Raw genomic sequence first — 24,352 nt, 5'->3', positions numbered from 1 at the left:
ACATGGCCGAGAACACAATTGCTTGGGACAAGGATGCCGACGGCATCGTCACCCTGACGCTGGACGATCCAACTGGTTCGGCCAACGTGATGAACGAGCACTACAAGGAGTCGATGCACACTGCCGTCGAGCGTCTCTACGCCGAGCAGGAGTCCATCACCGGTGTGGTGATCACCAGCGCGAAGAAGACGTTCTTCGCGGGCGGCGACCTCAAGGGCATGATGAACGTCGGCCCCGACGACGCCGCGGGCGCCTTCGCCGAGGTTGAGCACATCAAGGCTGACCTTCGCACGCTCGAGACGCTCGGCAAGCCGGTGGTGGCCGCCATCAACGGCGCTGCCCTCGGCGGTGGGCTCGAGATCGCACTCGCCACCCATCACCGCATCGCCGCGGACGTCAAGGGTTCGGTGATCGGGCTGCCCGAGGTCACCCTCGGTCTGCTGCCCGGTGGCGGCGGCGTGGCCCGCACCGTGCGGATGTTCGGCATCCAGAAGGCGTTCATGGAGATCCTGAGCCAGGGCACTCGGTTCAAGCCGGCCAAGGCCAAGGAGATCGGCTTGGTCGACGAGCTCGTCGGCTCGGTCGAGGAACTGGTTCCCGCCGCCAAGGCGTGGATCAAGGCCAATCCCGACAGCCACACCCAGCCGTGGGACGTCAAGGGCTACAAGATGCCCGGCGGCACCCCGTCCAGCCCCGGCCTCGCCGCGATCCTGCCGTCGTTCCCGGCGCTTCTGCGCAAGCAGCTCAAGGGTGCCCCGATGCCCGCTCCGCGCGCCATTCTGGACGCCGCAGTTGAGGGCGCGCAGGTCGACTTCGACACCGCCAGCCGCATCGAGAGCCGGTACTTCACGTCGCTGGTGACCGGCCAGGTCGCCAAGAACATGATCCAGGCGTTCTTCCTGGATCTGCAGTACATCAACTCCGGCGGCTCCCGGCCTGAGGCCATCGGCAAGACACCGATCACCAAGATCGGCGTGCTGGGCGCGGGCATGATGGGCGCAGGTATCGCCTACGTGTCGGCTAAGGCCGGCTTCGACGTCGTGCTCAAGGACGTCTCCATCGAGGCGGCGCAGAAGGGCAAGGCCTACTCGGAGAAGATCGAGGCCAAGGCCCTCGAGCGTGGCCGCACCACGCAGGAGAAGTCTGACGCACTGCTGGCGAGGATCACCCCCACCGCCGACGCGGCCGACTTCGCCGGTGTCGATTTCGTCATCGAGGCCGTCTTCGAGAGCCAGGAACTCAAGCACAAGGTGTTCGGCGAGATCGAGGACATCGTGGACCCCAACGCAGTGCTGGGCTCGAACACCTCCACGCTACCGATCACAGGTCTGGCGGCCGGTGTGAAGCGCCAGGAGGACTTCATCGGCATCCACTTCTTCTCCCCGGTCGACAAGATGCCGCTGGTGGAGATCATCAAGGGCGAGAAGACCTCTGACGAGGCGCTGGCCCGCGTGTTCGACTACACCCTGGCCATCGGCAAGACCCCGATCGTCGTCAACGACAGCCGTGGGTTCTTCACCAGCCGCGTCATCGGCACCTTCGTCAACGAGGCGCTGGCGATGCTCGGCGAGGGTGTGGCACCGGCCAGCATCGAGCAGGCCGGCAGTCAGGCCGGTTACCCCGCGCCGCCGCTGCAGCTGTCCGACGAGCTCAACCTCGAGCTCATGCACAAGATCGCCGTTGCTACGCGTTTGGGTGAAGAAGATGCGGGACGAGTCCATATTCCGCACCCGGCCGAGGCCGTCGTCGAGAAGATGATCGAACTGGGTCGTCCGTCGCGGTTGGCCGGTGCCGGCTTCTACGAGTACGCCGACGGTAAGCGCGTCGGTCTGTGGCCAGGACTCAAGGAGGCCTTCAGCTCGAGTTCGATCGATATTCCGTTGCAGGACATGATCGATCGCATGCTGTTCGCCGAGGCGATCGAGACGCAGAAGTGCCTCGACGAGGGTGTGCTCACCTCGACCGCCGACGCCAACATCGGCTCGATCATGGGCATCGGCTACCCGCCCTACACCGGTGGCTCGGCGCAGTACATCGTCGGCTACGAGGGGCCGGCAGGCGTTGGCAAGGAGGCCTTCGTGGCTCGTGCCAAGGAACTGGCCGCCAAGTACGGTGAGCGCTTCAACCCGCCCGCCTCGCTGACCAGCTAGCTCTAACCGAACGGGAAAAGCCCCGAAACACCAAGTGTTTCGGGGCTTTTCGCGTGCTATCTGTCAGGCGCTGTCGCTGCTGCCCGAGTCGGAGCCGCTGCCCGAGTCCGAACTCGCCGACGTGCTCGCGCCGCCGGTCGTTGCGCTTGCGGTGTCCTTCGTCTCGGAGGCGGGCTTCGTGTCCGTCGTCTCGGTCTTCGTCGCGGACCCGCTATCAGTGCCTGACGTGAGGCCGCTCTTGCCGGGTTCGGCCTTCAGGCTGTCGCGCGTCACGGTGGTGGAACCCTTCGTGACGGTGGTGTCGGTCTCCGAAGCCGCCGTCTCCTTGGCCGGCGCCTCCGTGGTTGTCACTGCGGCGGTGACGGTTTCGGTTTCCGGTGCGGTGACGATGGTGTCTGCCACGGGGAGTGTGTCGACGGCTGTGCTCTCCTCGGCGGCAGTGCCGGGCACCGACGTCTGCGTGGGCTCGGTCTCAGTCGCGACCTCGGTCACCGTGCCCGCCGTGCCGTCGGTCGATACCGTCGGTGACTCGGTGCCGGTGGCCGGTGCCGTCAGCTCCGCCGCAGCTGTCTCCGGCGCCGCGGCGACCGCAACGCTGAGGGCGGTCACGGGGTTGGGCGCCTGCAGAGCCCTGACGATCGTGTCGCGGATGAAGGGGATGGTGCCGGTCGTGAAGGCGTCCAGCTGCGTGATCAGGTTGAGTGTCACATCCGCGAAGCCGTGCTGGATGGCGTTCAGGACGTTGATGGGATTGAGCGTCGTCACCGCGGTCAGCACGGACTGGGTGCTCTTCACGATCTGCTGAATGAACGGTGTGGTTCCCGTGTCGAACCCGATGCCGACCGTCGAGAGCATCGCGGCCAGGGTGAGGCTCAGCGCCGCATCGAACAGGGCGGGCACCAATGCGGTGCCGACCTGGAACGGGCGCTGCAACACAGCCTGCATCGGTGTCCAGACGCCGGTGATCATGCCGAGGATCGGGTTGAGGCCGCTCGAGATGATGGCGTCGATCGCGCCGTTGACGTCACCGACCGCGAGCTTCGCGCCGGCGGCCTGCAGTGCCGCCGGTAGGCCGGCCGCCAGCTCGCCCACGCCCTTGGCTCCAGCCTGCACGGCCTGGAGAACCCCTGCCGCCGTGGTGATCTGGTTCGTGGCGATCTGCTGCAGGATGGGGAATGGGTTGGCGATCTCGCTCTGGATCGTCCTGGTGATCCAGCTACCCGCGGCGTCGACCACCGGCGCGAACACCTGGATGGGGTTGTCGATCGACGCGGTGAGATTCACCGCAGGCATGTGCACGGTGGAGGGCGGGGCGACGGGTGTCACCGCAATGACGCTGGCACCGACGAGCGCGATTTCAGCCGTGACGTACGGCCTGAGAGCCAACTGCATTGACATAGCTGATTGATGTCCGTTCTCTGTGTTCGTTCACCGGATTCCCCCGGGCAGGCGGAAACCTACCCACCAGTAAGTTGGGCCCGCCAGCAAATCTCGAAAGTGGTGGCCCCTGCCACTTTTCAGAACCTGACAGACAACGAATTCATTGCATTGCCAGGGGAACACATCGCGATCGGCGACTTGTCACATGGCTGATACATCTGCCTTGTGAGTTACCGGCGTGGCGGCGCGCCAACTGCTGGCATTCGGGCAAAAACGCGGTCATCCAGGGATTGCTGCGCGCTCAAAACCCGTACGTGAACGTAGATTTCCGCGCGTCCACATCGTGAGATGCGACGCGGTTCCGTGGCGTTAGAAGGAGCCCAAGTCCGCTGACAGCCAGTGCTGGGGCTTCATGTAGATGGCCACGTTCTCGCCAAGGTTCTCGCGGGCGAATTCCAGATAGCGGTCGGCAGACTCGCCCTCGAGGTAGCGCCGGGTGACCTCCTCCAGCTGGGCGTCCGTGGCGGTCTCGATGTGGCTTACGGCACCGTCGACGGAGACGTATCGGGTCGTCGGCTCGGTCCGCTCGACCATCAGGGAGAAGAAGCCGGCGGCTTCGATCAGCCGATGCTTGCGGGAGGCCGTCCCCGTCAGCACCCAGAGATCTCCGCCGGGGGAGTACTGGTACCAGATGGGCACCGTCAACGGGCCGCGGTCGACTCCGGCGGACACGGACAGCGCGCCGATATGCGGCTCGGCAAGAAATTCTTCGCGATCTTCTTTGGAGAGGGCCATGACGTCGAGGGTAATGACGAGCAGTGACAACGCCCCCGGTCAGGGGTTCTGGGCCAGCCACGAATCGGTGATCCGGACGATGTCGACTATTCCGTTGGCGAGTTGGCCTGCGATGAAGCCTGCGATGGACCCGCCGATGACCGGAACGCCGACCCTTACCTTCGCGGTGCCCGACAGCTGCGTCCCGCGGCAGGATGGGGACAGGTGCACTGCGCCGTCTCCAGAGATCGGAGTCCGTGGTGCATCGATGGTGATCTCGCCGCGGACGGTTCCGTTCGTGAGGGCATTCCAGCGTTCGCGTTGAACGACCTGAAGTGACCCCAGCCGCAACCGTTGAAGTGGCCCGGGCAGCTGGTCACCGCCGAACCGCATGGTCATGGTGACCGACGTCGTGCCTGCCGCGTCTGTCGTGAGGTCGTCCAGGGTGGGCGCCGCCGCCTCGAAGTTGGCCAGTCTGGCCCGCCAGTACCGCTCGTCGTCGAAGGCCGACCGAATTCGTTCGAGGCTGTTCGGCGACTCCGCGGTCAGACTCAATGAGCGTGGCACAGCAGGGCACGCTACCGATGACGCGTGTCCGTCGCGACAACTGCACGCGGTGGCGGCTATCGGCAAATTCCTACCGATGGGCGGTGCGGAAGTTGCGATGTGCACTAATTGGCGCCCGCGTGGATTATCTCGACGGCTAACTGCATCAGCTAATGGCAAGTCTGACGATCACCAAAAGGCAAGTAAAAGTCTCTTCAACGGTGAATTCAGCAACTTATAGGCGATTTGCCAGGACCAAGATCACTGCCCGGTTTGGCCGGGCGAATGTGAGAAGGGTCTGCCTGAGTTGGGGCAGTCCTGCTAGCTTGGCGAACATGTTGAAGGGGGCAGCTGACCTGCGTCGTCTTCAAGCCGACGTCACCAGCGGCGCCGGTTCGACGGTCGTCCGCAAGGGTCGGATTCGATCGCACGGGTCATGCAGCTGCGGCTGGGAGGGCAAACCGCGTCTGCTCATAGCGGTCGCCGTCCACGATGCCCATATGCACGCCGTGACTTCGCGGTGCCACCCCGCCGCGCCATTGGTGCGCTGAGCGGGCTGACTCCTTGGACGCTGGTTGGCCCTCGCCGATCAGATGAAGGGAATGCCGGGCGTCAAGTCGGGTGGCGGAGGAAGCCCAAGGGGATTCAGCGGGTTGATCGAGGGAAGCTTCGGCGCGCCAATCTGCGGCGTGGGAAGGTTCCCCAGGCCGCCGGAGCCCCCGAGTCCGCCAATGTTGATCGGGAAATCGGGGACGAGGCCGATGCCGAGGCTGGGCAGCACCAGGTCGGGCGCGTTAATGGTCCCCAGTGACGGGAAGCCTCCCACCCCCGGGATGCCGCCGCCGCCGCCCCCGCCGAAGCCGGAGAGCGAGGGGGGTGCCGGCAGGGCCTGCAGCTGCTTGCTGATGCCCGCCATCAGGTCGACGCACTTGCCGTTCTCTTCATCGACGACCGTGCCGTCGGGGCAGGTGATCCCGCGGTCTTGTTGGCCACACTCGGCGCCTTCGGCCGCGCCCGCCTCGGTGCACTGGTCCGCGTTGCTGGCAGCCGGGGTGACCACCGTCGCGAATGCCATTGGTGCGATGGCCAGCGCTGACCCGGAAACGAGCGTCAGCAGCATCTGCTTTACGCGTGCGGTCATGAGAATCCCTTGAAATCGGTGCTCAACGAGTGAATGGGTTCGAGTGTAGACAATTCTCGGGCATGTAGGCCGCCCAGCCAAAAAACGGTCATAAGGAATGATTTGCTCGGCGGACTGCCAGCCGCGCCAGGATGACGCTTCTCACCTGGGTTGACCGTGGCTTTGCCATCGACTCACCCGATCCCCGCGGCCTAGAGTGGGCTCTCGTGCGCTTCGGACTCTTCATCCCTCAGGGTTGGCGGCTCGACCTCGTTGACATTCCCCCCGCAGATCAGTGGGAGGTGATGCGTGACCTCGCCCAGTACGTCGACGGCGGCCCGTGGGACTCGCTCTGGGTCTACGACCACTTCCACACCGTGCCGGTGCCGACGGAGGAGGCCACGCACGAGGCGTGGTCACTCATGTCGGCCTACGCGGCGACGACAAAGAGGATCAAGCTCGGGCAGATGTGTACGGCCATGAGCTACCGGAACCCCGTGTATCTGGCGAAGGTCGCTGCAACGGCCGACATCATCTCGGGTGGTCGTGTCCAGATGGGCATCGGCGGCGGGTGGTACGAACACGAGTGGCGTGCCTACGGTTACGGCTTCCCGTCAGCGGGTGTGCGGTTGGGGCGCCTGGATGAGGGCGTGCAGATCATGCGCGACGCCTGGCGGGACGGGAAGGTCAGTTTCGACGGCAAGCACTACCAGGTGGACGGGGCCATCGTCGCGCCGCAGCCGCTGCAGGCCGACGGCATCCCCCTCTGGATCGCCGGCGGCGGCGAGAAGGTGACGTTGAGGATCGCCGCCAAGTACGCGCAGTACACCAACTTCACATCCGAGCCCGACGGGTTCAGGCACAAGTCGGAGATCCTCCAGGGCCACTGCCGCGACGTTGGGACGAACTACGACGCCATCGTTCGCTCGGCCAACTTCAATGCCGTGGTCGCCACATCCGAGGCCGACCTCAAGGACCGCATCGGGCGGATCCGCGCGCGGCAGAGCGCCAAGGCCAATCCGGATGCCGTCGAGGGCATGCTGTCGACCGTCGCCTCACCCGACTCGGCCAGCGGTACGCCGGAGCAGATCATCGAGCGGCTGACCCGGATGCGCGACCTCGGGTGCGAGTACGCAATTCTGTACTTCCCCGAGGCGGCGTACGACCGCTCCGGCATCGAACTCTTTGAGCGCGAAGTGATTCCAGCCCTGCGCTGAGTCCTCTTGCGTCCTAGTCCGCCCGCGACGCCTGGTACTGGACAACCTCCCACCGGTCGACGGTTCGGACCAGCGTCACGCCGACGTTCAACTCGAGTGCCGAGCTGTCGGCGAAGGAGAACGTCGCGGACAGGTAGCCGAGCACCACATCGTCTGCCGGCTTGCGGCTTTCGAGGGTCCGGTACGCCACCGCCATGCCACGGGGCTGGGAGTCGTAGTAGTCGGTGACGGCGCCGCGGCCCACCCCATATGGCCGCAACCCCTGGAACACCGCGTCCTCGGCGAACACCGCCGCCACGCGGGCGGGATCGTGTGCGTCGATCCCGGCCGTCCACTCGTCCATGACACTGGAAACGATCTCGTCGGTGGTCTTCTGCGTGGGTGACATCAGTGGCCTGCACTCTGGCCGCCGTCGAGGTGCAGGATCTCGCCGGTGACGAAGGAGGCGTTCTCCAGGTACAGGACGGCGTCGACGACGTCGGAGACCTCGCCGACCCGGCCAACCGGATGCAGTTTGGCGAGTGCGTCATATGCCGAGGGCTCGTGCATGGGTGTCCTGATCACGCCGAGAGACACCGCATTGGAGCGGATACCGCGTCCGGCGTATTCGATGGCCAGAGCGCGGGTGGCAGCGTTCAGGCCGCCCTTTGTCAGCGACGCCAGTGCTGAAGGCACCGCGGAGTTGGCGTGCTCCACCAGCGTCGTCGAGATGGTCACCAGATGCCCGCCCTCGCCGTGGGACAACATCGCCCCGACCGCCGCTCGCGAAACCTCGAAGAAGCCACGAAGATTCACGCCTGTGATGGCGTCGAACTCGTCGTCGGTGTAGTCGACGAACGCCTTGGGGATGAAGATCCCCGCGTTGTTGACCACGGTGTCGACGCGCCCGAATTGTTCGAGCGCCGCGTCAACGATCCGTTGCCCGACACCGGGTTGGGCGATGTCGCCCGGTACCGCCAGCACCATGGGGTCATCGCCATCACCGATGGTCCGGGAGTTGGCGGCGACAGCGTAGCCGAGCTTGCGGTAGCCGGACACCAGGGCCGCGCCGATGCCCTGGGATGCGCCGGTGATGATCGCGACGCGGGGAGTGGAGGTCGTGGTGGAGGTCGTGGTCGTGGAAGTCATGGTGGTGGTCCCTTCTCGTGGGTCTTGCTCATCGCAACGCAGCATCGGGTAGGTGCACTCCCCGCCGCCATGACCGGTTAGCTCGCTGCTGGTAGGTATCACCTTCCACAGCCCACTACGCTGAGCCGGATGGAGCTGCGACAGCTGCGCTACTTCGTCACGGTCGCCGAGGAGCTGAACTTCGGGCGGGCCGCGCAGCGGCTGCGTATCGCGGGTCCGTCGCTGTCGCAGCAGATCAAGGCGCTCGAGCGCGATCTCAAGGTGCAACTGTTCGACCGTGACCGTCGATCGGTCGCTCTCACCGCTGCCGGCTCCACACTGCTACCGCAAGCGCGTGCCCTGATCGACCAGGCCGACGACCTCCGGCGACAGGCGTTGGGCCTGTCCTCGTCGGAGCCGGTCAGGATCGGTTGTGTGCAGTGGTGTCCGACGGACTGGGCGGAGCGAGCCGCGGGTGTTGCGCAGGTGCGGGTCGACACCTGGGTGATGCCATCGCACGCGCAGGCCGCGCGGGTCGCCGATGGAAGCCTGGATCTGGCGATCTGCTGGGTGGAGTGCTCCGATCTCGATGCGCTGTCCCTCGACGCGCGGCTGGTCGGGGCCGATCGGCTCTATGCGCTCAGTACCGGAGCGGACACGTCGCAGGTGCAGGCCGGTGATGTGGCGGTGTTGCTGGATGCGGACGAGGCCAGCTGGTCGTCGTGGAATCGGTACGCCGAGCAGTTCGCGCGCGAGACGGGCGCGCACGTGGTCCGTGTGGAGGACGGCGGGGTCACCGGTTCGACATTCTTCGACCACGTCCGGCGCCTGCGGCGACCGGTGCTGAACAATCCCAAGGGGCAGAACGATGTAACGCCGGGTGATCTCACACGGCGGCCGGTGGTAGGCCCGACGCCGATGTGGACGTGGTCACTGGTGTGGCGACGCGGTGAGGACAGTGGTGCGGTGCGCGCCGTCATCGAGGCGTTCACGGCCGACTTGGACCGATCGATGCTGGACGGCCCAGGAGTGTGGCTCCCGGCGCTCGACCCGCATCGGCCGGCCGCGAGCTGAGGTCGGGACAGCGCACGCGTAGCCACATCGCGGCGAGCGCCGCCATCGACACCACGACGGCCGAGGTGACGAGTGCGTACCGGAAGCCATCCCGAGCCCCTTGGTGCAGAAGGGGAGTCACCACCAGCGGGCCCAGGATCTGGCCGACCGAGTATCCGCTCGTGAGCACGGCAACGGCCCGGGGAAACGCGAGCAGCCGCCCCGCAGCCAACGCGATGGTGCTCACGCCGATGAAGGTGCCGCCGAACAGTACGGCCCCGATCAGGGCGGCCGCCACTCCACCGGCCAAGGCGGGCAACGCTATTCCGACACCCTGAAGGACGAGGGCCGCTGTGAGCAGCGTCGGGTGCGCCCACCGTGTGCTCGCCCAGGCCCACAGCGCCGCGGACGGTGCGGCGGCCACGCCGACGACGATCCAGGCGCCATTGCCCAACCATCCCGCTGAGTTCTGTCCGATGGCCGCGACCAGGAACGTGCCCGCGATGATGTAGCCGATGCCCTCGAGTGTGTAACAGGCGAACAATGCGACGAACCAGCGACGTGAATCAGGCTGCCGCGTCGGCGAAGTCGCTTCCTCGGGCTGTGCATCCGGCGCGCCCCGCATGTGCCATGCCACCGCTGCGACGAGCGCAGCAAGACCCGCCGATGTCCACCACGCGGCGCGCCAGCCCGCGGCTGGCAGCAGCAGCACCAGTGCGCCGGACAGGGCAATGCCGACGCCGACGCCACCGAAGCCCCACCCGGGCAGCTGCGCAGACCGTCCACGGGCATGGTCGAGCATCCAGTCCACGGCGATGACGAAGAGGACGGCGCTGGCGAATCCGGCGACCACTCGGATGGCCAGCCAGGCGATCACGTTGTGCGTCAACGGCATGGCGGCGAGGCTGGCGACGATTGCCGCCAGGGCCATTCGCCAGGTGGCCGTCGTGCGGACCAGTCGAGGAGCGGCCACGCCTGCCAGGGCGCCCGCCAGGTAGCCGACGTAGTTTGCCGTGGCGAGGCCGCCCGCCGACCCCGGGCTAAGACCGGCTTGTTCGGTCATCAGCGGCAGGATTGGTGTGTAGACGAATCGTCCGATGCCCATGGCTGCAGCCAGGCCGGCCGCTCCTCGGGCGATGTGTGCGTGCGCGTGCTGGCGGGACATCCTGCCATCGTCGGCACTGTGCCGCGGCGTCGCCACGACATGTTTGCTTGCAGCTGGAAGGCGTTACCTCACAGCGGGGTTCGAGCTACGGCGTTGGCAGCAGTGGCGGCGGTGGGGGAGACACCACCGGCTGGTACCCGCCCGGCACGGGAGCCGGCGCGGGCGGAGGCCCATCGAAGTATCCGGGCGGCGGTGGCCCGTTCAGCGAGTAGTACCCCTCTGGCAGGGGCGGCCCGCCCTCGTATGAGGCCGTCGGCGCAGGACCGTTGGACGCCGGGTCGGTCAGCGACTGGTATCCGGGTGGCAGCGGCGGTGCCGCGCCGGCACCGGGCGGTGGTGGAGTGGCGGCGGGCATCTCACCGGGAGCCATGCCCTGGAATCCGTAGGGGTCCTGAGCCTGATGCCAGGCATCCCTGAGGAAGCCCAGCGGGCCGGACGACTTGCCGGACCCGTAGACCTGGTTCGCAACCTCCGGTACCATCGGCTCACCGACCGGCGGTGGCGCGGGCGGAGGCGCGGGGTCGTCGGCAGCCACGATGACGGGCTGTCCGGGTGCGGGGGGAGGTGCCCCCGGCGTCATCGGCACCGGGACCGGCACCGCCGGGTCCACGGGTTCTGCGGCGGCGGGCCCCGCCAGAACCAGCGCGCCCAGGCTGACGGCCACGCCTGCCAGCGTCATCCTGGCGGCGTTCGTGGTCGAGGAGGCGCGGGTGCGCTGTCGTCCAGTCATGAGTGTCGAGGTTAGCGCCTCACGCGGGTCTGTGTGATGTCGTGGTCAGATCGCCGGTCCGAGCAGGTCGTCGGCATCCTTGATGATGTAGCCGTAACCCTGCTCGGCCAGGAAGCGCTGTCGGTGCGCGGCGTACTCGGCGTCCAGGCTGTCCCGCGAGACCACCGAGTAGAAGATTGCTCCGCCGCCGTCTGCCTTGGGCCGCAGCAACCGGCCCAACCGCTGCGCCTCCTCCTGCCGCGATCCGAAGGTGCCCGAAACCTGAACCGCCACGGACGCCTCCGGGAGGTCGATGGAGAAGTTGGCCACCTTGGACACGACCAGGGTCTGAATCTCACCGCGGCGGAACTGGTCGAACAGCAGTTCGCGCTCCGCGTTCTTGGTGGAACCCTGGATCACGGGCGCATTCAGCTCGGTGCCCAGCTCGTCCAGTTGGTCGAGGTAGGCGCCGATCACCAGCGTCGGCTCGTCGGGGTGGCGGGCCAGGATCGACTTCACCACCGCGATCTTGGAGTGCGCCGTCGAGCACAACTTGTAGCGTTCCTCGGGCTCGGAGACGGCGTAGAGCATGCGCTCGTTATCGGTCATCGTCACCCGCACCTCGATGCACTCCGCGGGAGCGATCCAGCCCTGGGCCTCGATGTCCTTCCACGGGGCGTCGTACCGCTTCGGCCCGATCAGGCTGAAGACATCGCCCTCGCGGCCGTCCTCCCGGATCAGCGTCGCGGTCAGGCCCAGCCGACGCCGGGACTGCAGGTCGGCGGTCATGCGGAACACCGGCGCGGGCAGCAGGTGCACCTCGTCGTAGATGATCAAGCCCCAGTCGCGGCTGTCGAAGAGTTCCAGGTGGCGGTACTCACCCTTCGTACGGCGCGTGATCACCTGGTAGGTGGCGATGGTCACCGGCCGCACCTCCTTGCGTTCACCGGAGTACTCGCCGATCTCCTCCTCGGTGAGCGAGGTGCGGGCGATCAGCTCGCGCTTCCACTGGCGCCCGGCCACCGTGTTGGTCACGAGGATCAACGTCGTCGCCCCGGCCTTGGCCATCGCCGCGGCGCCGACGATCGTCTTGCCAGCGCCACACGGCAGCACAACCACCCCGGACCCGCCCGCCCAGAACGAGTCGGTGGCCATCTGCTGGTAGTCGCGCAGATCCCAGCCGTCCTGGTCGAGGGTTATCGGATGCGCCTCACCGTTGACGTATCCGGCTAGGTCCTCGGCGGGCCAGCCGATCTTCAGCAGCATCTGCTTGACGCGCCCGCGCTCGCTGGGATGGACGAGCACCGTGTCGTCGTCGATGCGGGCGCCGAGCATCGGGGCGATCTTCTTGTGGCGGAGGACCTCCTCGAGCACGGCGCGGTCCAGGCTGACCAGCATCAGGCCGTGCACGGGGCTCTTCACCAGCTGCAGGCGGCCGTAACGGGCCATGGTGTCGACGATGTCGACCAGTAGGGGTTGGGGCACGGCGTACCGCGAGAACGACACGAGGGCGTCGACGACCTGCTCGGCGTCGTGGCCGGCGGCGCGCGCGTTCCACAGCGCCAGGGGAGTGATGCGGTAGGTGTGGATGTGCTCGGGTGCGCGCTCCAACTCGGCGAACGGCGCGATGGCCGCCCGCGCGTCACCCGCCAGCTCGTGCTCGACTTCGAGCAGCACCGTCTTATCGGACTGCACGATCAGGGGTCCGTCGGTCATGCGCGATCTCGCTGGTCGGTCATCTCACCCATTATCCCGACTCGGCCGACACCACCGACGTCACGCGGTGAATCGCGAACTCGCGCACCCGGCCCGCCGCCGGGTCATACGCGGTCAGTTGGCCGCCCCGGACGTTGACGGGGGCCACCACCCGTTGCGTCGCGACACCGGCCGCGTCGACGTAACCGATGACCACCGACGCCTGCCGGTGCGCGGCCGACTGCAGCTGGGCCATCGCCTCCGCGGGGTCCAGCCGTGACCCACCGACCGGCGCGGACGCCATCTTGCGCAGCACCGCGACGATGGCACCGAGGGTCTGTGCGTTCGGCGTCGACAGCGGCCGGTAGCCGCGCCTGCGGCTCGGGGCCGCCACCCGAGCGCCTCGGGCCCGGATATCGACGATCGTTCCCGACCAGTCCTCGGCGGCGGGCGCGAAGCCTGCCGCGCGCAGGCCGGCGAGCACGTCGGCGATCGGGGCCGCCGATACCGCCACGGTGGGAGCCAGCGTCCGCATCTCCACGGCCGCCATCGCGGGCGCGGCGACCGCCTGGGCCAACAGGGTGGGGTCCTCGCACCGGACGAATGACGACGCCATTCCGACCCGCAGCTGGCCGTGGCGTCGCGCGACGTCGTCGATGAGGTAGGTCAGGCCCTGCGGCACGGGTGTCTTGGAATGGCGCTCGAACAACGCGTGCAATTCGGCCGCCGTGGACCCGCCGTCGAGTGCCCGCCGGATCGTCGTCTCGCTGATCCGGTACACCATCGCCGCGCCCGCAGACTCGACGGTGGCGACCGTTGAGAGTTTCTCGGCCAGATCGCGTTCCAGCGGGCCGGGCACGACGACGGTCAGGTCGGCCTGGAGGAGGAAGTGGTCGATGGGCTTGGGCAGCACTTTGGTCATCGCCGCCGTGACCTCGTCCTCGGACGCGTCGGTGAGCAGTAGTCGGATCGGCGTGGCGATCGCGCCGCGGCCGACGACGCCCATGGCATGCGCCTCGGTGAGCAGCGCCGCGACGGGTGCGAGCTGAAGTCGTGCCGACCACCGCGGCCGTCGCCACGCCAGCGCCGCGGCGGCACTGGCGGCGTCGACGCCTGCACCGGGCGCCAGGTCCGCGAGAACCTCCAGGAACAAGCGGCGATCCAGCGGTGCGGCGGTCGAGTACAGCGAGTCGGACAACGCGACATACGGCTTGCCGTCGGGTCCGCGCTCACCGATGAGGCTGGGGCGCGCAGCCAGGTCCAGCCACGTCGAGGCCAGCAGGTACCAGCGGGTGGCCGTCGAGGACTCGATGAACCGGTCGGCCGCCACCGTGGGAGCCCAGAAGCTGCCCGCCCCGTCGGCCGGTTCGGGGTCGGGCAGGCCCACCGCGATCAGGCCTGCCGCGGCGGTGACCTCGAGGATCAGCCCGAGGCGTTGCTCGTCGATGCCGGTCGCCTTGGTGAGTCGCTTGGCCTCGCGCACCCCGAGACCGCCGTTGCGCAGTTCGGGCACCGGTGCGTCCGACATCGCCTCCAGCACCACCTCGACCTCGCGCAGCATGTCGATGGCCGCACCCGCGGCGGTCGCGTCGGCGTCGGCGGGCTTCATCGTGGTCACGACGGGGTCGGGCGGATCGATTCCGCTCGGACCGATCTGCTGGCCACGCATCACCTGGCCGACCAGGCGCGGCAGGATCACGGTGTCGTCGTCGACCTGTCGCAGCAGGCCCGCCGCCAGCAGCCGCTGCACGGGGCGTTCGGGAGGTGTGCCGGGTGCGGCGTCCTTGGTTCGTCCGACGGGGGACCCGTCGACCAGGCGCTCCAGCAGATCGCGTTCCGCGGCGCCCAGGCCCGAGAGGCGGTCAGCGATGGTGGCGGCGTCAGTGTCGGCGGACTCCAGGGTGACCTGGCCCGGGTACCACGGCAGACCCGACGTGGCCTCGGCCGTGACGCGGATGGCGGGATCGCCCCACACGAGGGCACGGCTTCGCAGACCATCGATGGCCGCCGTGATCTGCGCGGCGGTGTGTTTGCCCCCGCCGAACGTCGCGAGCAACTTGGCCACGGGCACCGCCGCGGCGTCGGCTTGCAGCAGCAATAGCGCGTCCAAGACGGCCAGGTGCAGAAAGTCGAGGTCGTCGGTGGCGGCCTTCACCGACTGTCGGGACTGCGCCCTGGCGGCCAGGGCCGCGATCGAGCCGGGCGGCGGCTGTGTGAGGTCGGGTCGCAACTCCAGCAGTCGGATCAGCTGTTCGTCGGACAGGTCGGCCAACCAGGCGCCCAACGGTATCGCGGAGTTGGGTTCGGTCATTGACCACCAGCCTAAGCCAGCCGACCGGTCTCGCCCGTCATCGATGCGCCTGTCACAATGTGGGGCGTGGCTGACAAGAAGGCTAATGACAAGGCCCAGAAGCACTACGTCGACAACGGCTGGCCGGCCGTCGAGGACGGCGATCACGCCGTCAGCGAACTCGCGACCGACCGCACCGGCGCTCTGTCGCCCTTCGGCGAGGTGACGTTCCCGCTGCCCGCTGAGCAGCTGCCGTATATGCACCCGGTCACCGTCGTCAACAGATAGCCGTGGCCGCCCAACCGCATCGGCTTTCGCACCTGGACGAATCGGGTGCGGCGCACATGGTCGACGTCACAGGCAAGGACGCGACCCGACGCACCGCCGTCGCGACGGGAACGCTGCGCACCCGCGCCGACGTCGTCGAACTCATCGCATCGGGCGGACTGCCCAAGGGTGACGCGCTGGCAACCGCGCGCATCGCGGGCATTCTCGCGGCCAAGCGAACAAGCGACCTCATCCCGCTGTGCCACCAGCTCGCACTCACCGGCGTCGACGTCGAGTTCTCCATCGGCACAACCGATGTCGACATCACCGCGACGGTGCGCACCACCGACCGCACGGGCGTCGAGATGGAGGCACTCACCGCGGTGAGCGTGGCCGCGCTGACGCTCTACGACATGCTCAAGGCCGTCGACCCGGCCGCCATCATCGATGGCATAGCCGTGGTGCGCAAAGACGGCGGCAAGACCGGGGCCTGGGAGCGGCAGTGACGGCCGCTCGCGCGCAGAGCCGTCGATGACACCTCGCACCGCCCGGGTCATCATCGCCTCGACCCGCGCCGCTGCCGGCGTCTACGAGGACCGCACCGGTCCCGTCATCGTCGACTGGCTCACCCAGCGTGGTTTCGATGTGGCGCCCCCGACCGTGGTGTCCGACGGTGTCGCGGTCAGCCGGGCGCTGATCGGTGCTGTCAGCGAGCGGGTCAACCTGATCCTGACCTCTGGTGGCACGGGTATCTCGCCCACCGACGGGACCGCCGATGCGACCGCGGTGATCGTCGACTACGAGATTCCCGGGCTAGCCGATGCCATTCGGCGCTCCGGACTGCCGCATGTGCCCACCTCCGTGCTGTCACGCGGCGTGTGCGGAGTGCGGGACGGGACGCTCATTGTGAACCTGCCGGGCTCTCCCGGCGGCGTGAAGGACGGGCTCGGCGTCCTCGCCGATGTGCTCGAGCACGCCCTCGACCAACTCTCTGGAGGGGACCACCCACGATGACCGAAGTGCTGCGCGTCGCGCTCACCGAGGAGACGATCGACCTTGCCGAGTACGAGGCACTGGTCTCCCACGAGGCCGCAGGGGCCGTGGTCGGATTCTCCGGTGTGGTGCGCGATCACGATGGAGGACGCAGCGTCGTCCGGTTGGAGTACTCGGCACACCCGACCGCGCTGCAGACTCTGACCGAGGTGGCCCAGGAGATCGCCAGCGGCTGCCAGGGCGTCCGTGCGATCGCAGTGAGCCACCGCATCGGCACCCTGCACATCGGTGATGCGGCGTTGGTCGCCGCTGTGTCCGCCGATCATCGGAAGGCCGCATTCGAGACGTGCGCGCTGCTCGTCGACACCGTCAAGGAGCGGCTACCGGTGTGGAAGCACCAGTACTTCTCCGACGGCACCGAGGAGTGGGTCGGCTCGGCCTAACCGCGCGCCGACCCACCCCTGCGTGACTACGCCGGGGGCAGCGGTGCTTCGGGAAGAACCGGTGCGGGCGCAGGCGCCGGCACGGGAGCCCCGGGAGGCGGCGGCGGTCCGGCAGCCGGATCAATGGGGCCGAGTGGAACGTTCGGGCCCGGGGCCTGCTCGGGGTACGGCGTGTTCATGCCCCGCTGAGCGATACCCATGATCAGGGCTTCCTTGCCGCTGATCTCCTGGCTCTGCACGGCCTGCCACAGATCCTTGAGGTAGCTGACATTGGGGCGCTCGTTGCCCTGGGCGCTGGGGTCCATCGTCGACCCGGGGGGAAGCGCATCCGGGCTGGGGATGTGCGGGGTGCCCTCCGGCGGCGCGGGAAGGGTCCCGGGCACCGCCTGGTTGGCCGCCTCGGCGGCAGGTGCCGGGCTGTCCACGGCGTTCAGCGGCGCGAGCGGATCGGCCGCGGCTGCCGGCGCTGCGTCAGGTGCCGGCGGGACGGGAGGCAGTGGCGGCGCGGGCAGCACGGGGTCGAGTGCGAGGTCACCCGCGTGCAGTGCCCAGACCTCAGGCTGCTCGACGGGGGCCGGTGCCTCCGGTGCGACGTCCCAGTTGGCTGCCTCGATCACCGGCGGTGCCGGTGGCGGGGGAAGCATCGGGTCGACAGGTGCGGGGGCGCCGACGGTCAGCGCGGGATCGATCGGTGCGTCGAGCGGCATGACCGCCGGATCGACGGGCAGCGGGGCGTCCAGCGGCACGGCGCCCTCGGGGGGCGGCGGCGGGAGGTCGGGTGCCGGCGGCGGTGCGAGGGCCGGATCGACGGGCAGCGGGGCGTCCAGCGGCACGGCGCCCTCGGGGGGCGGCGGGGGGAGGTCGGGTGCCGGCGGCGGTGGTGGCGGAGCCTCCGGCAGCGGGGCGTCCAGCGGCACGAAGCCCTCGGGAGCCGGCGGCGGCGGCGGCAGCTCGGGAGCCGGCGGGGCAGCGGGGACGGGTGCTGCCCACAGCTCGGGAGCCGGCGGGGGCGGCAGTTCGCCGTTGATCTGGGGGTTGTCGAGAGGCTGCGGGGCATCGGCGAGGACATTGCGCGGTGTCGATGCGGAGAGTCCGCGGCCGCAGGTGGGCCATGCGCCGCGGCCCTGCGAGGCCAGCACGCGCTCAGCGACGGCGATCTGTTGGTCCTTGCTGGCAAGGTGCGCGGCCGGGGCGTACTCGCCACCGCCGTGGCCTGACCAGGTGCTGGGCGAGAACTGCAGCCCACCCTGGTAGCCGTTGCCGGTGTTGATGGCCCAGTTGCCACCGGATTCACAACTTGCGACGGTGTCCCATTCTCCGTCGGTCGCAGCGCCTGCCTGTCCGGCGAGGGCAAGGCTGCCGCCGCCGATCACCGCGCCAGTGAAGGCGATCTTGGCGACGCTTTTCGCAGTGGGGGATGCAGTTGGCTTACGGTGCCGTGCACTCATAGGTACAAGAAGTCCTCTCGTCCACGCCTACGAGGTCAGCTGTCGGGTTCGGGCTCAAGAGGTTGCCCGGCCGGCACGAGTGTCGGCTTCACCCCAAGGGATCGCATGCGATCCCTGGTCCTTATTGCTCGGTGGACCGGTTGGGTCCCCCGCCTCCATCCACGAAGTTGTTGTCAGCCGTGCCCAACGGATGGAAGTTCGGCGTAATCGGGCACAGCGGGCCACCCAATGGGGGTCAAGTGGCTTGGGGCCTGACGCTAACGGGTGGGCCCAGTCCCGTCACCTTTTGCCGCCCACGGCGTTTCCGGTTCTGGCAAATATTATGAGGACTTTAAAGGCGCAGGCCGCTCGGACGTTTCCCCTGGAGTTCAGACGCATAACTACTGGTGGTGGCCAGTTCGTGACCAATTCGTTATGTGACGCAAATCACGATTATCCACCGGCGAACGGTGGCAAGACATCGACCGTCTGATTTGTTACGAGCCGCGCGGTGCGATCCCGCACGGCGACGCCGTCGCAGAGGAACGAGCATCGGTCGAGCACGCTGGCCAGGTCGGTGCTCCGGCCCCGCAGCGCGCCCACGAGGCCGTCAATGGTGGTGCCGGGGGCCAGGCCGAGCGTTTCCGACTCCGTGCCGGCAGCGGCGCGTGCGGCGGCGAAGTATCGAATGGTCACCTCAAGCACCGTCAGCCTCCGATCGCGCTCATGGGCCGATCCGGCTGGACGAAGCCGGGCTCGTTGATGCCGTGCCCCGCGGGCTTGGCCCACATCGCGGCCCGCCAGGCGCTCTCGATCGCATCGTCTGATCCGCCGGAGCGCAGTAGCCGCTTGAGATCGGTCTCCTCGGTGGAGAACAGGCAGCTTCGGATCTGACCGTCGGCGGTGAGGCGGGTGCGGTCGCATGCCGAACAGAAGGACTCCGACACCGACGCGATGACGCCGACCGTGGCTGGCCCACCGTCGACCCGCCACAGCTGCGCGGGGGCGGATCCTCGGGGCTCGCTGTCGGGCTGCAGATCGAAGTGGCGGCGCAGCGCGCCGAGGATGTCGGCGCCGGTGATGTTCTCGTCGCGGCGCCACAGGTGCTCGGCGTCCAGCGGCATCTGCTCGATGATGCGCAACTGATAGCCGTGCAGCAGGCAGAACCTCAGCAGTTGCACCGCGTCATCGAGTCCCGTCACGGGATCCAGCACTGCGTTGACCTTCACCGGTGCGAGGCCCGCGGCCGCTGCGGCGGCGAGCCCCTCGAGGACGTCGGTGAGCCGGTCACGCCGGGTGATGTGGGTGAACCGCGCGGCGTCCACGGTGTCCAGCGAGACGTTCACCCGGTCCAGGCCTGCCGCCTTGAGCCTCGCCGCCCGACGGGCCAGCGCGACGCCGTTGGTGGTCAACGCGATCTGGGGCCGGGGCTGCAGTGCTGCCGCCGCGGCGATCACTTCCTCCAGGTGGTTCGACACCAGGGGCTCACCGCCGGTGAACCGCACGTTGGTGATGCCGAGGCGTGTGACGGCGATGCCCAGCAGCCTGGCCAGTTCGGCCGCGGTCAGCAGCTGCTCCCCGGGAAGCCAGTCGAGCCCCTCGGCGGGCATGCAGTAGGTGCAGCGCAGGTTGCAGCGGTCGGTGAGGCTGACGCGCAGGTCTTTGGCCGCGCGCCCAAAGGTGTCGAGCAGGGGGCCGTCGGCCGGCGCCTCGGACGCCGGTCCGCGGGGGCGCTGCACCGTTGGCAGCCCGAGATTGGTCGGAGTCATGCTGACGCTCCTAGGCGGCCCGACGCGACGTCGGCGGGGACGATCTCCTTGCCGAGCGGGAACAGCGAGACCGGGATCAGTTTCAGATTCGCCAGTGCCAGCGGGATTCCGATGATGGTGATCGCCATTGCAATGGCGGTCAGGACGTGGCCGATGGCCAGCCAGATACCCGCCACGATGACCCAGATGACGTTGCCTATCAGCGCACCGGGACGGGGGCCGGGCTTGTCGACCACGGTGTAGCCGAACGGCCACAGCGCGTAGACGCCGATGCGGAACGCGGCGAAGCCGAAGGGGATGGTGACGATGAGGATGAAGCAGATGATCCCCGCGAGGAAGTAACCCAGCGCTAGCCACAGGCCGCCGAAGATCAACCAGATGACGTTCAGTATCAGGCGCATTGTCTTCCTCCAGCGGTGGTTCTCAGGCTACCGACCAAAGGGGTCGCTGGCCGTGGCGGCGTCCGAGTAGGATCGTCGGCATTCGCGTCCTGCCTAGGCGGGACGCGTTAATGATGTTATTGATGATGTCCAGCGAGATGACGAGCGGGTGAACTCCAGTGCCGACCGGCAAGGTTAAGTGGTACAACGCCGACAAGGGTTACGGCTTCCTTTCCCAAGAAGAGGGCGAGGACGTCTATGTCGGTTCGTCGGCCCTGCCGTCGGGTGTCGAGGAACTCAAGCCCGGCCAAAAGGTCGAGTTCGGCATCGCCGCGGGACGACGCGGGCCCCAGGCGCTGAGCGTCAAGGTGCTCGATCCGCCACCGAGCCTGACCCGCACGCGCCGTGAGGCCGCCTCATCGGCCGTCGAGCGCAAGCACACCCCCGATGAGCTGCACGGAATGGTCGAGGACATGATCACGCTGCTCGAGGGAGCGGTGCAGCCCGAGCTGCGCAAGGGGCGTTACCCCGACCGCAAGATCGCGCGCCGGGTGTCCGAGGTGGTCAAGGCCGTCGCGCAGGAACTCGACGCCTAGGTCTGTTGTCCGCCGAACGTGAAGAAATGTGCGAACTCGCGCTGATTTCTCACACACGAGTTCACGTTCGGCGCGCAAGACTGGGCGGGTGAGCTACGTGAACCCCAAGGGCGAGTTCTCCCGAGACACCAACTACATCTCCACCCGCATCACCGCCGACGGCAGCGACGGCTATCCCGTAGAGCCGGGCAGATACCGCCTGGTGGTCGCCAGGGCCTGCCCGTGGGCGAACCGCGCGATCATCGTCCGGCGCCTGCTGGGGCTGGAAGACGTGCTGTCCATTGGGTTCTGCGGGCCGACGCATGACCAGCGGTCCTGGACATTCGACCTGGACCCCGGCGGTGTGGACCCGGTGCTGCGGATTCCGCGACTGCAGGACGCCTACTTCAAGCGTGATCCGCAGTACCCGAAGGGCATCACGGTGCCGGCGATCGTCGACGTGCCCACCGGAGCGGTCGTCACCAACGACTTCGCCCAGATGACGCTTGACCTGTCGACGGAGTGGACGGCGTATCACCGCGACGGTGCGCCGAAGCTCTACCCCGAACCGCTGCGCGCCGAGATCGATGAGGTCGCCAAGCGCGTCTACACCGAGGTCAACAACGGTGTCTATCGGTGTGGCTTCGCCGGTTCACAGGAGGCGTACGACGCCGCCTACGACCGACTGTTCACCGCTCTGGACTGGCTCACCGAGCGGCTGAGTGATCAGCGATATCTGGTGGGGGACACCATCACCGAGGCCGACGTGCGGCTGTTCACCACGCTGGCGCGCTTCGATCCCGTCTATCACGGCCACTTCAAGTGCAATCGGGCCAAGCTCGCCGAGATGCCGGTGTTGTGGGCGTACGCGCGAGATCTGTTCCAGACGCCCGGGTTCGGCGACACGGTGGACTTCGTGCAGATCAAGGCGCACTACTACATCGTGCACGCCGACATCAACCCGACCCGCATCGTGCCCAAGGGGCCCGAGCTGGCCGACTGGCTCGACCCGCACGGCCGAGAGGCGTTGGGCGGCAGGCCGTTCGGTGACGGCACCCCACCTGGGCCGACGCGCGAGGGTGAGCGCGTGCCCGAGGGGCACGGGGCCGGCTAGGACCAGACGGTCCGGACGGACCACTCGGCGTGCGGCCACGGGAACTGGTTGTCCTGCTCGTCGCGCACCAGGGTGGGCAGCATCACCGCGATGCCGGTGAGCCTGCCGCGGTGCGGGTCGACGGTCGGGATGGTCACCGCGATCTTGCTGTCCGGCCGGAACTCCTGGGTGTCCTCGGACTTCCCGTCCTCGTAGGACCGCAGCAGCACCCACGGGGCACGCGCGATGGCCGGGGGCACCGAGAGTTGCACGGGATCACCCGACGAGACGTTGAGCTCGCCGACGGTCTCGGGGATATCGCAGCGGTTGAGGTCGTAGACGTCGCAGTAGCGGTACGGCCCGACGCGCGCCAACTGGCCGTGCGTGTACGCGCTGATCTCGGGATGCCCGGCGTGGTGACCGCGGCTGAGCTGCCAGATCAACACCGCCGTGGCCGCCGTGGCCAGCACCGCCACTACGCCCAGGACCGCGATGACCTTCTTCACTTTCGGGACACCGGCGCCGAGTTCATCCGTCCGCCCTCCTGGTTGGCCAGTACTGGGCGGTTACCGCCGAAGCCTGGGATTAGCGAGTCGCCGTTGTAGCTCACCAACGTCTGGGCCAGGCCGAGGATGAGCACGGCGGTTATCGCGGTGAACCCTACCCACAGGTCGGTGTAGATCAGCACGCCCATCGCGCCGCCGGACACCCAGCCCAACTGCAGCAGGGACTCCGAGCGGCCGAATGCCGAGGCACGGGACTCCTCGGGCAGGTCGTCCTGCAGCGAGGCGTCCAGCGAGGCCTTGGCCACCGCGCTCGCTCCCGACGTGACCAGCGTGGCGAACGCGGCGACGTACAGGTTGCCGGTGACCGCGGTCAACAGCGCCACGGCGGTCACCGCGGTCACCGCACGCACCACCAGCTTCGCGGGATGGCCGAGCCGCAGGCGCGCGCTGGCGAAGTTGCCCGCGAAGTTTCCGATGGCCGCGGCCGCGCCGATCAGCCCCAGGATGCGCAGCTGCTCCCACCCGCTGGCGTCGTGGGACTTGGCGACGAAGGCCGGATAGAGAAATAGGAACCCGACCATGACCTTGATGGTGACGTTGCCCCACAACGAGGTGATGATGTTGCGGCCCATGGGTTGTCGGGCGGGCTTGCCGGGCTTGACGGGGTGGCCGTCGACGGTCCGGCCGAGCTTCTCGGTGGGGCCGTGATAGCTGAAGGTGGTGGGCACCTCACCCTCGGTGACCTCCACCCACTTCGGTATCCGCATCGAAAGCACCGCGCCGGCCACCGTCACCGCGACCATGACGTAGAGGGCGCCGGGCAGTCCGAACATGTTGAACAGATACTCCACGCCCGCGGCGATGGCCCCGCCCACGATGGTGCCGCCCAGCAGCCCGAACACGGTCAGCCGCGAGTTCACTCGAACCAGGTCGATGCTCGGTGGCAGCACGCGAGGCGTCATCGCGCTGCGCAGCACGCTGAACGACTTCGACGACACCATGGCCCCGAGAGCACAGGGGTAGAGCACCCAGGACGGGAAACTGCCGTTGGCGCCGTCGTAGTTGGCGATGAGCACAACGGCCAGCACGGTGCGCAATCCGAATGACAACGCCAGCGCGACGCGACGGCCGTGCTGAAGTCGGTCCAGCGCGGGACCGATCAGTGGGGCGATGATGGCGAACGGGGCGATGGTGATCAGTAGGTAGAGCGCGACCTTGCCCTTGCTCTCCCCGGAGGCGGCGGCGAAGAACAGGGTGTTGGCCAGCGCGACAGCCATCGCGGAGTCGGCCGCGAAGTTGGCCATCACGGGATATGTCAGTGCGGTCAGCCCGGACTTGTCAGCGCCGTCGGCGGTCGCCGCACGATGGAATAGGCCGTACGCCTTGGATCCGATCTCGCGGCTGCGCTGTGCGGCCGCCCGGGTGACGGTGACGCGCTGACCGGCGCTCTGGCCCACGCCGGCGCGCGGCGAGTCGGAGTAGCGCTCGTAGCTCTGCTGGCTCTGGGGTTCGTCGAGCGGTGGCAGCCAGCGATTCGCGCTCTCCGACGATGGATTTCGACGGGTCCGACGTCGGTACTCGGCGTCGCCGCTGGGGTAGTTGGCCATCCCCGGGTGTTCGGTGCCACGGTCGGTGGGCGGCCGGGGCGGGTGGTACTGGTGATGCCGCGGGTCCCCCTGATCGGCGGGGTCAT

General features: G+C 68.0%; 25 protein-coding genes and 1 riboswitch. Of the genes, 9 read left to right on the top strand and 16 right to left on the bottom strand.

Going from position 1 to position 24,352, the window contains the following annotated elements:
* The first annotated feature begins 2 nt into the window (after positions 1-2).
* Positions 3-2,150, top strand: a complete 2,148-nt coding sequence (locus tag ABIA65_RS11590) for a 3-hydroxyacyl-CoA dehydrogenase NAD-binding domain-containing protein (RefSeq protein ID WP_354523577.1) — start codon at positions 3-5, stop codon at positions 2,148-2,150.
* A 63-nt stretch (positions 2,151-2,213) separates the two neighbouring features.
* Here ABIA65_RS11590 and ABIA65_RS11585 read toward each other — a convergent pair whose 3' ends face one another.
* The 4 genes from ABIA65_RS11585 to ABIA65_RS11570 all read right to left on the bottom strand — a co-directional run bounded on the left by ABIA65_RS11585 (position 2,214) and on the right by ABIA65_RS11570 (position 5,991).
* Positions 2,214-3,542 (bottom strand): hypothetical protein, encoded by a 1,329-nt coding sequence (locus tag ABIA65_RS11585; RefSeq protein WP_354523576.1) that lies wholly within the window; start codon positions 3,540-3,542, stop codon positions 2,214-2,216.
* A gap of 357 nt (positions 3,543-3,899) precedes the next feature.
* Positions 3,900-4,325 (bottom strand): pyridoxamine 5'-phosphate oxidase family protein, encoded by a 426-nt coding sequence (locus ABIA65_RS11580; RefSeq protein ID WP_354523575.1) that lies wholly within the window; start codon positions 4,323-4,325, stop codon positions 3,900-3,902.
* A 39-nt stretch (positions 4,326-4,364) separates the two neighbouring features.
* Positions 4,365-4,871, bottom strand: coding sequence for a DUF2505 domain-containing protein (locus ABIA65_RS11575; protein WP_354523574.1), 507 nt, complete (start codon positions 4,869-4,871; stop codon positions 4,365-4,367).
* A 568-nt stretch (positions 4,872-5,439) separates the two neighbouring features.
* Positions 5,440-5,991 carry a hypothetical protein gene (locus tag ABIA65_RS11570; RefSeq protein WP_241403180.1) on the bottom strand — a complete coding sequence of 184 codons (552 nt, stop codon included), beginning with the start codon at positions 5,989-5,991 and terminating at the stop codon, positions 5,440-5,442.
* Between the two features lie 206 nt (positions 5,992-6,197).
* On the opposite strand from ABIA65_RS11570, the gene ABIA65_RS11565 reads away from it, so the two are divergent.
* Positions 6,198-7,187: an LLM class F420-dependent oxidoreductase gene (locus ABIA65_RS11565; protein ID WP_241403181.1), complete on the top strand. Its 990-nt coding sequence runs from the start codon at positions 6,198-6,200 to the stop codon at positions 7,185-7,187.
* Between the two features lie 13 nt (positions 7,188-7,200).
* Here ABIA65_RS11565 and ABIA65_RS11560 read toward each other — a convergent pair whose 3' ends face one another.
* A complete protein-coding gene (locus ABIA65_RS11560; protein WP_354523573.1) occupies positions 7,201-7,575 on the bottom strand; it encodes a nuclear transport factor 2 family protein in 375 nt (124 codons plus the stop codon).
* Positions 7,575-8,315, bottom strand: a complete 741-nt coding sequence (locus tag ABIA65_RS11555; protein WP_354523572.1) for an SDR family NAD(P)-dependent oxidoreductase — start codon at positions 8,313-8,315, stop codon at positions 7,575-7,577. The genes ABIA65_RS11560 and ABIA65_RS11555 overlap by 1 nt, the downstream gene beginning before the upstream one ends.
* Positions 8,316-8,444: 129 nt before the next feature.
* Here ABIA65_RS11555 and ABIA65_RS11550 point away from each other — a divergent pair, with 129 nt between their 5' ends.
* Positions 8,445-9,368, top strand: a complete 924-nt coding sequence (locus ABIA65_RS11550) for a LysR family transcriptional regulator (protein ID WP_241403184.1) — start codon at positions 8,445-8,447, stop codon at positions 9,366-9,368.
* Here the strand turns inward: ABIA65_RS11550 and ABIA65_RS11545 are convergent.
* The 4 genes from ABIA65_RS11545 to ABIA65_RS11530 form a co-directional block, all read right to left on the bottom strand.
* Positions 9,283-10,512: a YbfB/YjiJ family MFS transporter gene (locus ABIA65_RS11545; protein WP_354523571.1), complete on the bottom strand. Its 1,230-nt coding sequence runs from the start codon at positions 10,510-10,512 to the stop codon at positions 9,283-9,285. The genes ABIA65_RS11550 and ABIA65_RS11545 overlap by 86 nt on opposite strands.
* Positions 10,513-10,597: 85 nt before the next feature.
* Complete coding sequence (locus tag ABIA65_RS11540; protein ID WP_354523570.1) at positions 10,598-11,242, bottom strand: hypothetical protein; 645 nt, start codon at positions 11,240-11,242, stop codon at positions 10,598-10,600.
* A 45-nt stretch (positions 11,243-11,287) separates the two neighbouring features.
* Positions 11,288-12,937: a DNA repair helicase XPB gene (locus tag ABIA65_RS11535; RefSeq protein WP_241403187.1), complete on the bottom strand. Its 1,650-nt coding sequence runs from the start codon at positions 12,935-12,937 to the stop codon at positions 11,288-11,290.
* A 31-nt stretch (positions 12,938-12,968) separates the two neighbouring features.
* Entirely contained in the window at positions 12,969-15,227 is a 2,259-nt protein-coding gene (locus ABIA65_RS11530) for a helicase-associated domain-containing protein (RefSeq protein WP_354523569.1), read from the bottom strand.
* 57 nt (positions 15,228-15,284) lie between these two features.
* On the opposite strand from ABIA65_RS11530, the gene ABIA65_RS11525 reads away from it, so the two are divergent.
* The 4 genes from ABIA65_RS11525 to ABIA65_RS11510 are packed head-to-tail and all read left to right on the top strand — an operon-like array spanning position 15,285 to position 16,909.
* Positions 15,285-15,494: a hypothetical protein gene (locus ABIA65_RS11525; protein ID WP_241403189.1), complete on the top strand. Its 210-nt coding sequence runs from the start codon at positions 15,285-15,287 to the stop codon at positions 15,492-15,494.
* A 56-nt stretch (positions 15,495-15,550) separates the two neighbouring features.
* Complete coding sequence (gene moaC, locus ABIA65_RS11520; protein ID WP_241405474.1) at positions 15,551-15,979, top strand: cyclic pyranopterin monophosphate synthase MoaC; 429 nt, start codon at positions 15,551-15,553, stop codon at positions 15,977-15,979.
* A 25-nt stretch (positions 15,980-16,004) separates the two neighbouring features.
* Positions 16,005-16,487 carry a MogA/MoaB family molybdenum cofactor biosynthesis protein gene (locus tag ABIA65_RS11515; protein ID WP_241403190.1) on the top strand — a complete coding sequence of 161 codons (483 nt, stop codon included), beginning with the start codon at positions 16,005-16,007 and terminating at the stop codon, positions 16,485-16,487.
* Positions 16,484-16,909 (top strand): molybdenum cofactor biosynthesis protein MoaE, encoded by a 426-nt coding sequence (locus tag ABIA65_RS11510; protein ID WP_241403191.1) that lies wholly within the window; start codon positions 16,484-16,486, stop codon positions 16,907-16,909. The genes ABIA65_RS11515 and ABIA65_RS11510 overlap by 4 nt, the downstream gene beginning before the upstream one ends.
* A gap of 26 nt (positions 16,910-16,935) precedes the next feature.
* On the opposite strand, the gene ABIA65_RS11505 is transcribed toward ABIA65_RS11510, so the two are convergent.
* From ABIA65_RS11505 to ABIA65_RS11490, 4 genes are all read right to left on the bottom strand, one after another.
* Positions 16,936-18,357, bottom strand: a complete 1,422-nt coding sequence (locus ABIA65_RS11505; RefSeq protein WP_354523568.1) for a transglycosylase family protein — start codon at positions 18,355-18,357, stop codon at positions 16,936-16,938.
* A 9-nt stretch (positions 18,358-18,366) separates the two neighbouring features.
* Positions 18,367-18,546: riboswitch (cyclic di-AMP (ydaO/yuaA leader) on the bottom strand.
* A gap of 243 nt (positions 18,547-18,789) precedes the next feature.
* Complete coding sequence (locus tag ABIA65_RS11500) at positions 18,790-19,041, bottom strand: MoaD/ThiS family protein (protein WP_354523567.1); 252 nt, start codon at positions 19,039-19,041, stop codon at positions 18,790-18,792.
* A gap of 2 nt (positions 19,042-19,043) precedes the next feature.
* Positions 19,044-20,105: a GTP 3',8-cyclase MoaA gene (gene moaA, locus ABIA65_RS11495; protein ID WP_241403194.1), complete on the bottom strand. Its 1,062-nt coding sequence runs from the start codon at positions 20,103-20,105 to the stop codon at positions 19,044-19,046.
* Positions 20,102-20,506, bottom strand: coding sequence for a YccF domain-containing protein (locus ABIA65_RS11490; RefSeq protein WP_354523565.1), 405 nt, complete (start codon positions 20,504-20,506; stop codon positions 20,102-20,104). The genes moaA and ABIA65_RS11490 overlap by 4 nt, the downstream gene beginning before the upstream one ends.
* A 158-nt stretch (positions 20,507-20,664) precedes the next feature.
* Between ABIA65_RS11490 and ABIA65_RS11485 the strand changes: the two genes are divergently transcribed.
* On the top strand, positions 20,665-21,081 hold the full coding sequence (locus ABIA65_RS11485) for a cold-shock protein (RefSeq protein ID WP_241403196.1): 417 nt from the start codon (positions 20,665-20,667) through the stop codon (positions 21,079-21,081).
* A gap of 88 nt (positions 21,082-21,169) precedes the next feature.
* Positions 21,170-22,174, top strand: coding sequence for a glutathione S-transferase family protein (locus ABIA65_RS11480; RefSeq protein ID WP_241403197.1), 1,005 nt, complete (start codon positions 21,170-21,172; stop codon positions 22,172-22,174).
* Here the strand turns inward: ABIA65_RS11480 and ABIA65_RS11475 are convergent.
* Both ABIA65_RS11475 and ABIA65_RS11470 read right to left on the bottom strand, forming a co-directional pair.
* Positions 22,171-22,659 carry a DUF2771 domain-containing protein gene (locus tag ABIA65_RS11475; RefSeq protein ID WP_241403198.1) on the bottom strand — a complete coding sequence of 163 codons (489 nt, stop codon included), beginning with the start codon at positions 22,657-22,659 and terminating at the stop codon, positions 22,171-22,173. The two genes, ABIA65_RS11480 and ABIA65_RS11475, sit on opposite strands and share 4 nt — an antisense overlap.
* A complete protein-coding gene (locus tag ABIA65_RS11470) occupies positions 22,656-24,266 on the bottom strand; it encodes an MFS transporter (RefSeq protein WP_354523765.1) in 1,611 nt (536 codons plus the stop codon). Before ABIA65_RS11470 ends, ABIA65_RS11475 begins: the two co-directional genes overlap by 4 nt.
* Between the last annotated feature and the right edge of the window lie 86 nt (positions 24,267-24,352).

Origin of the sequence: Mycolicibacterium sp. 624 (assembly GCF_040548615.1) — a bacterium.
Classification (GTDB): Bacteria; Actinomycetota; Actinomycetes; order Mycobacteriales; family Mycobacteriaceae; genus Mycobacterium.
This window is presented reverse-complemented; position numbering and strand designations above follow the sequence as displayed.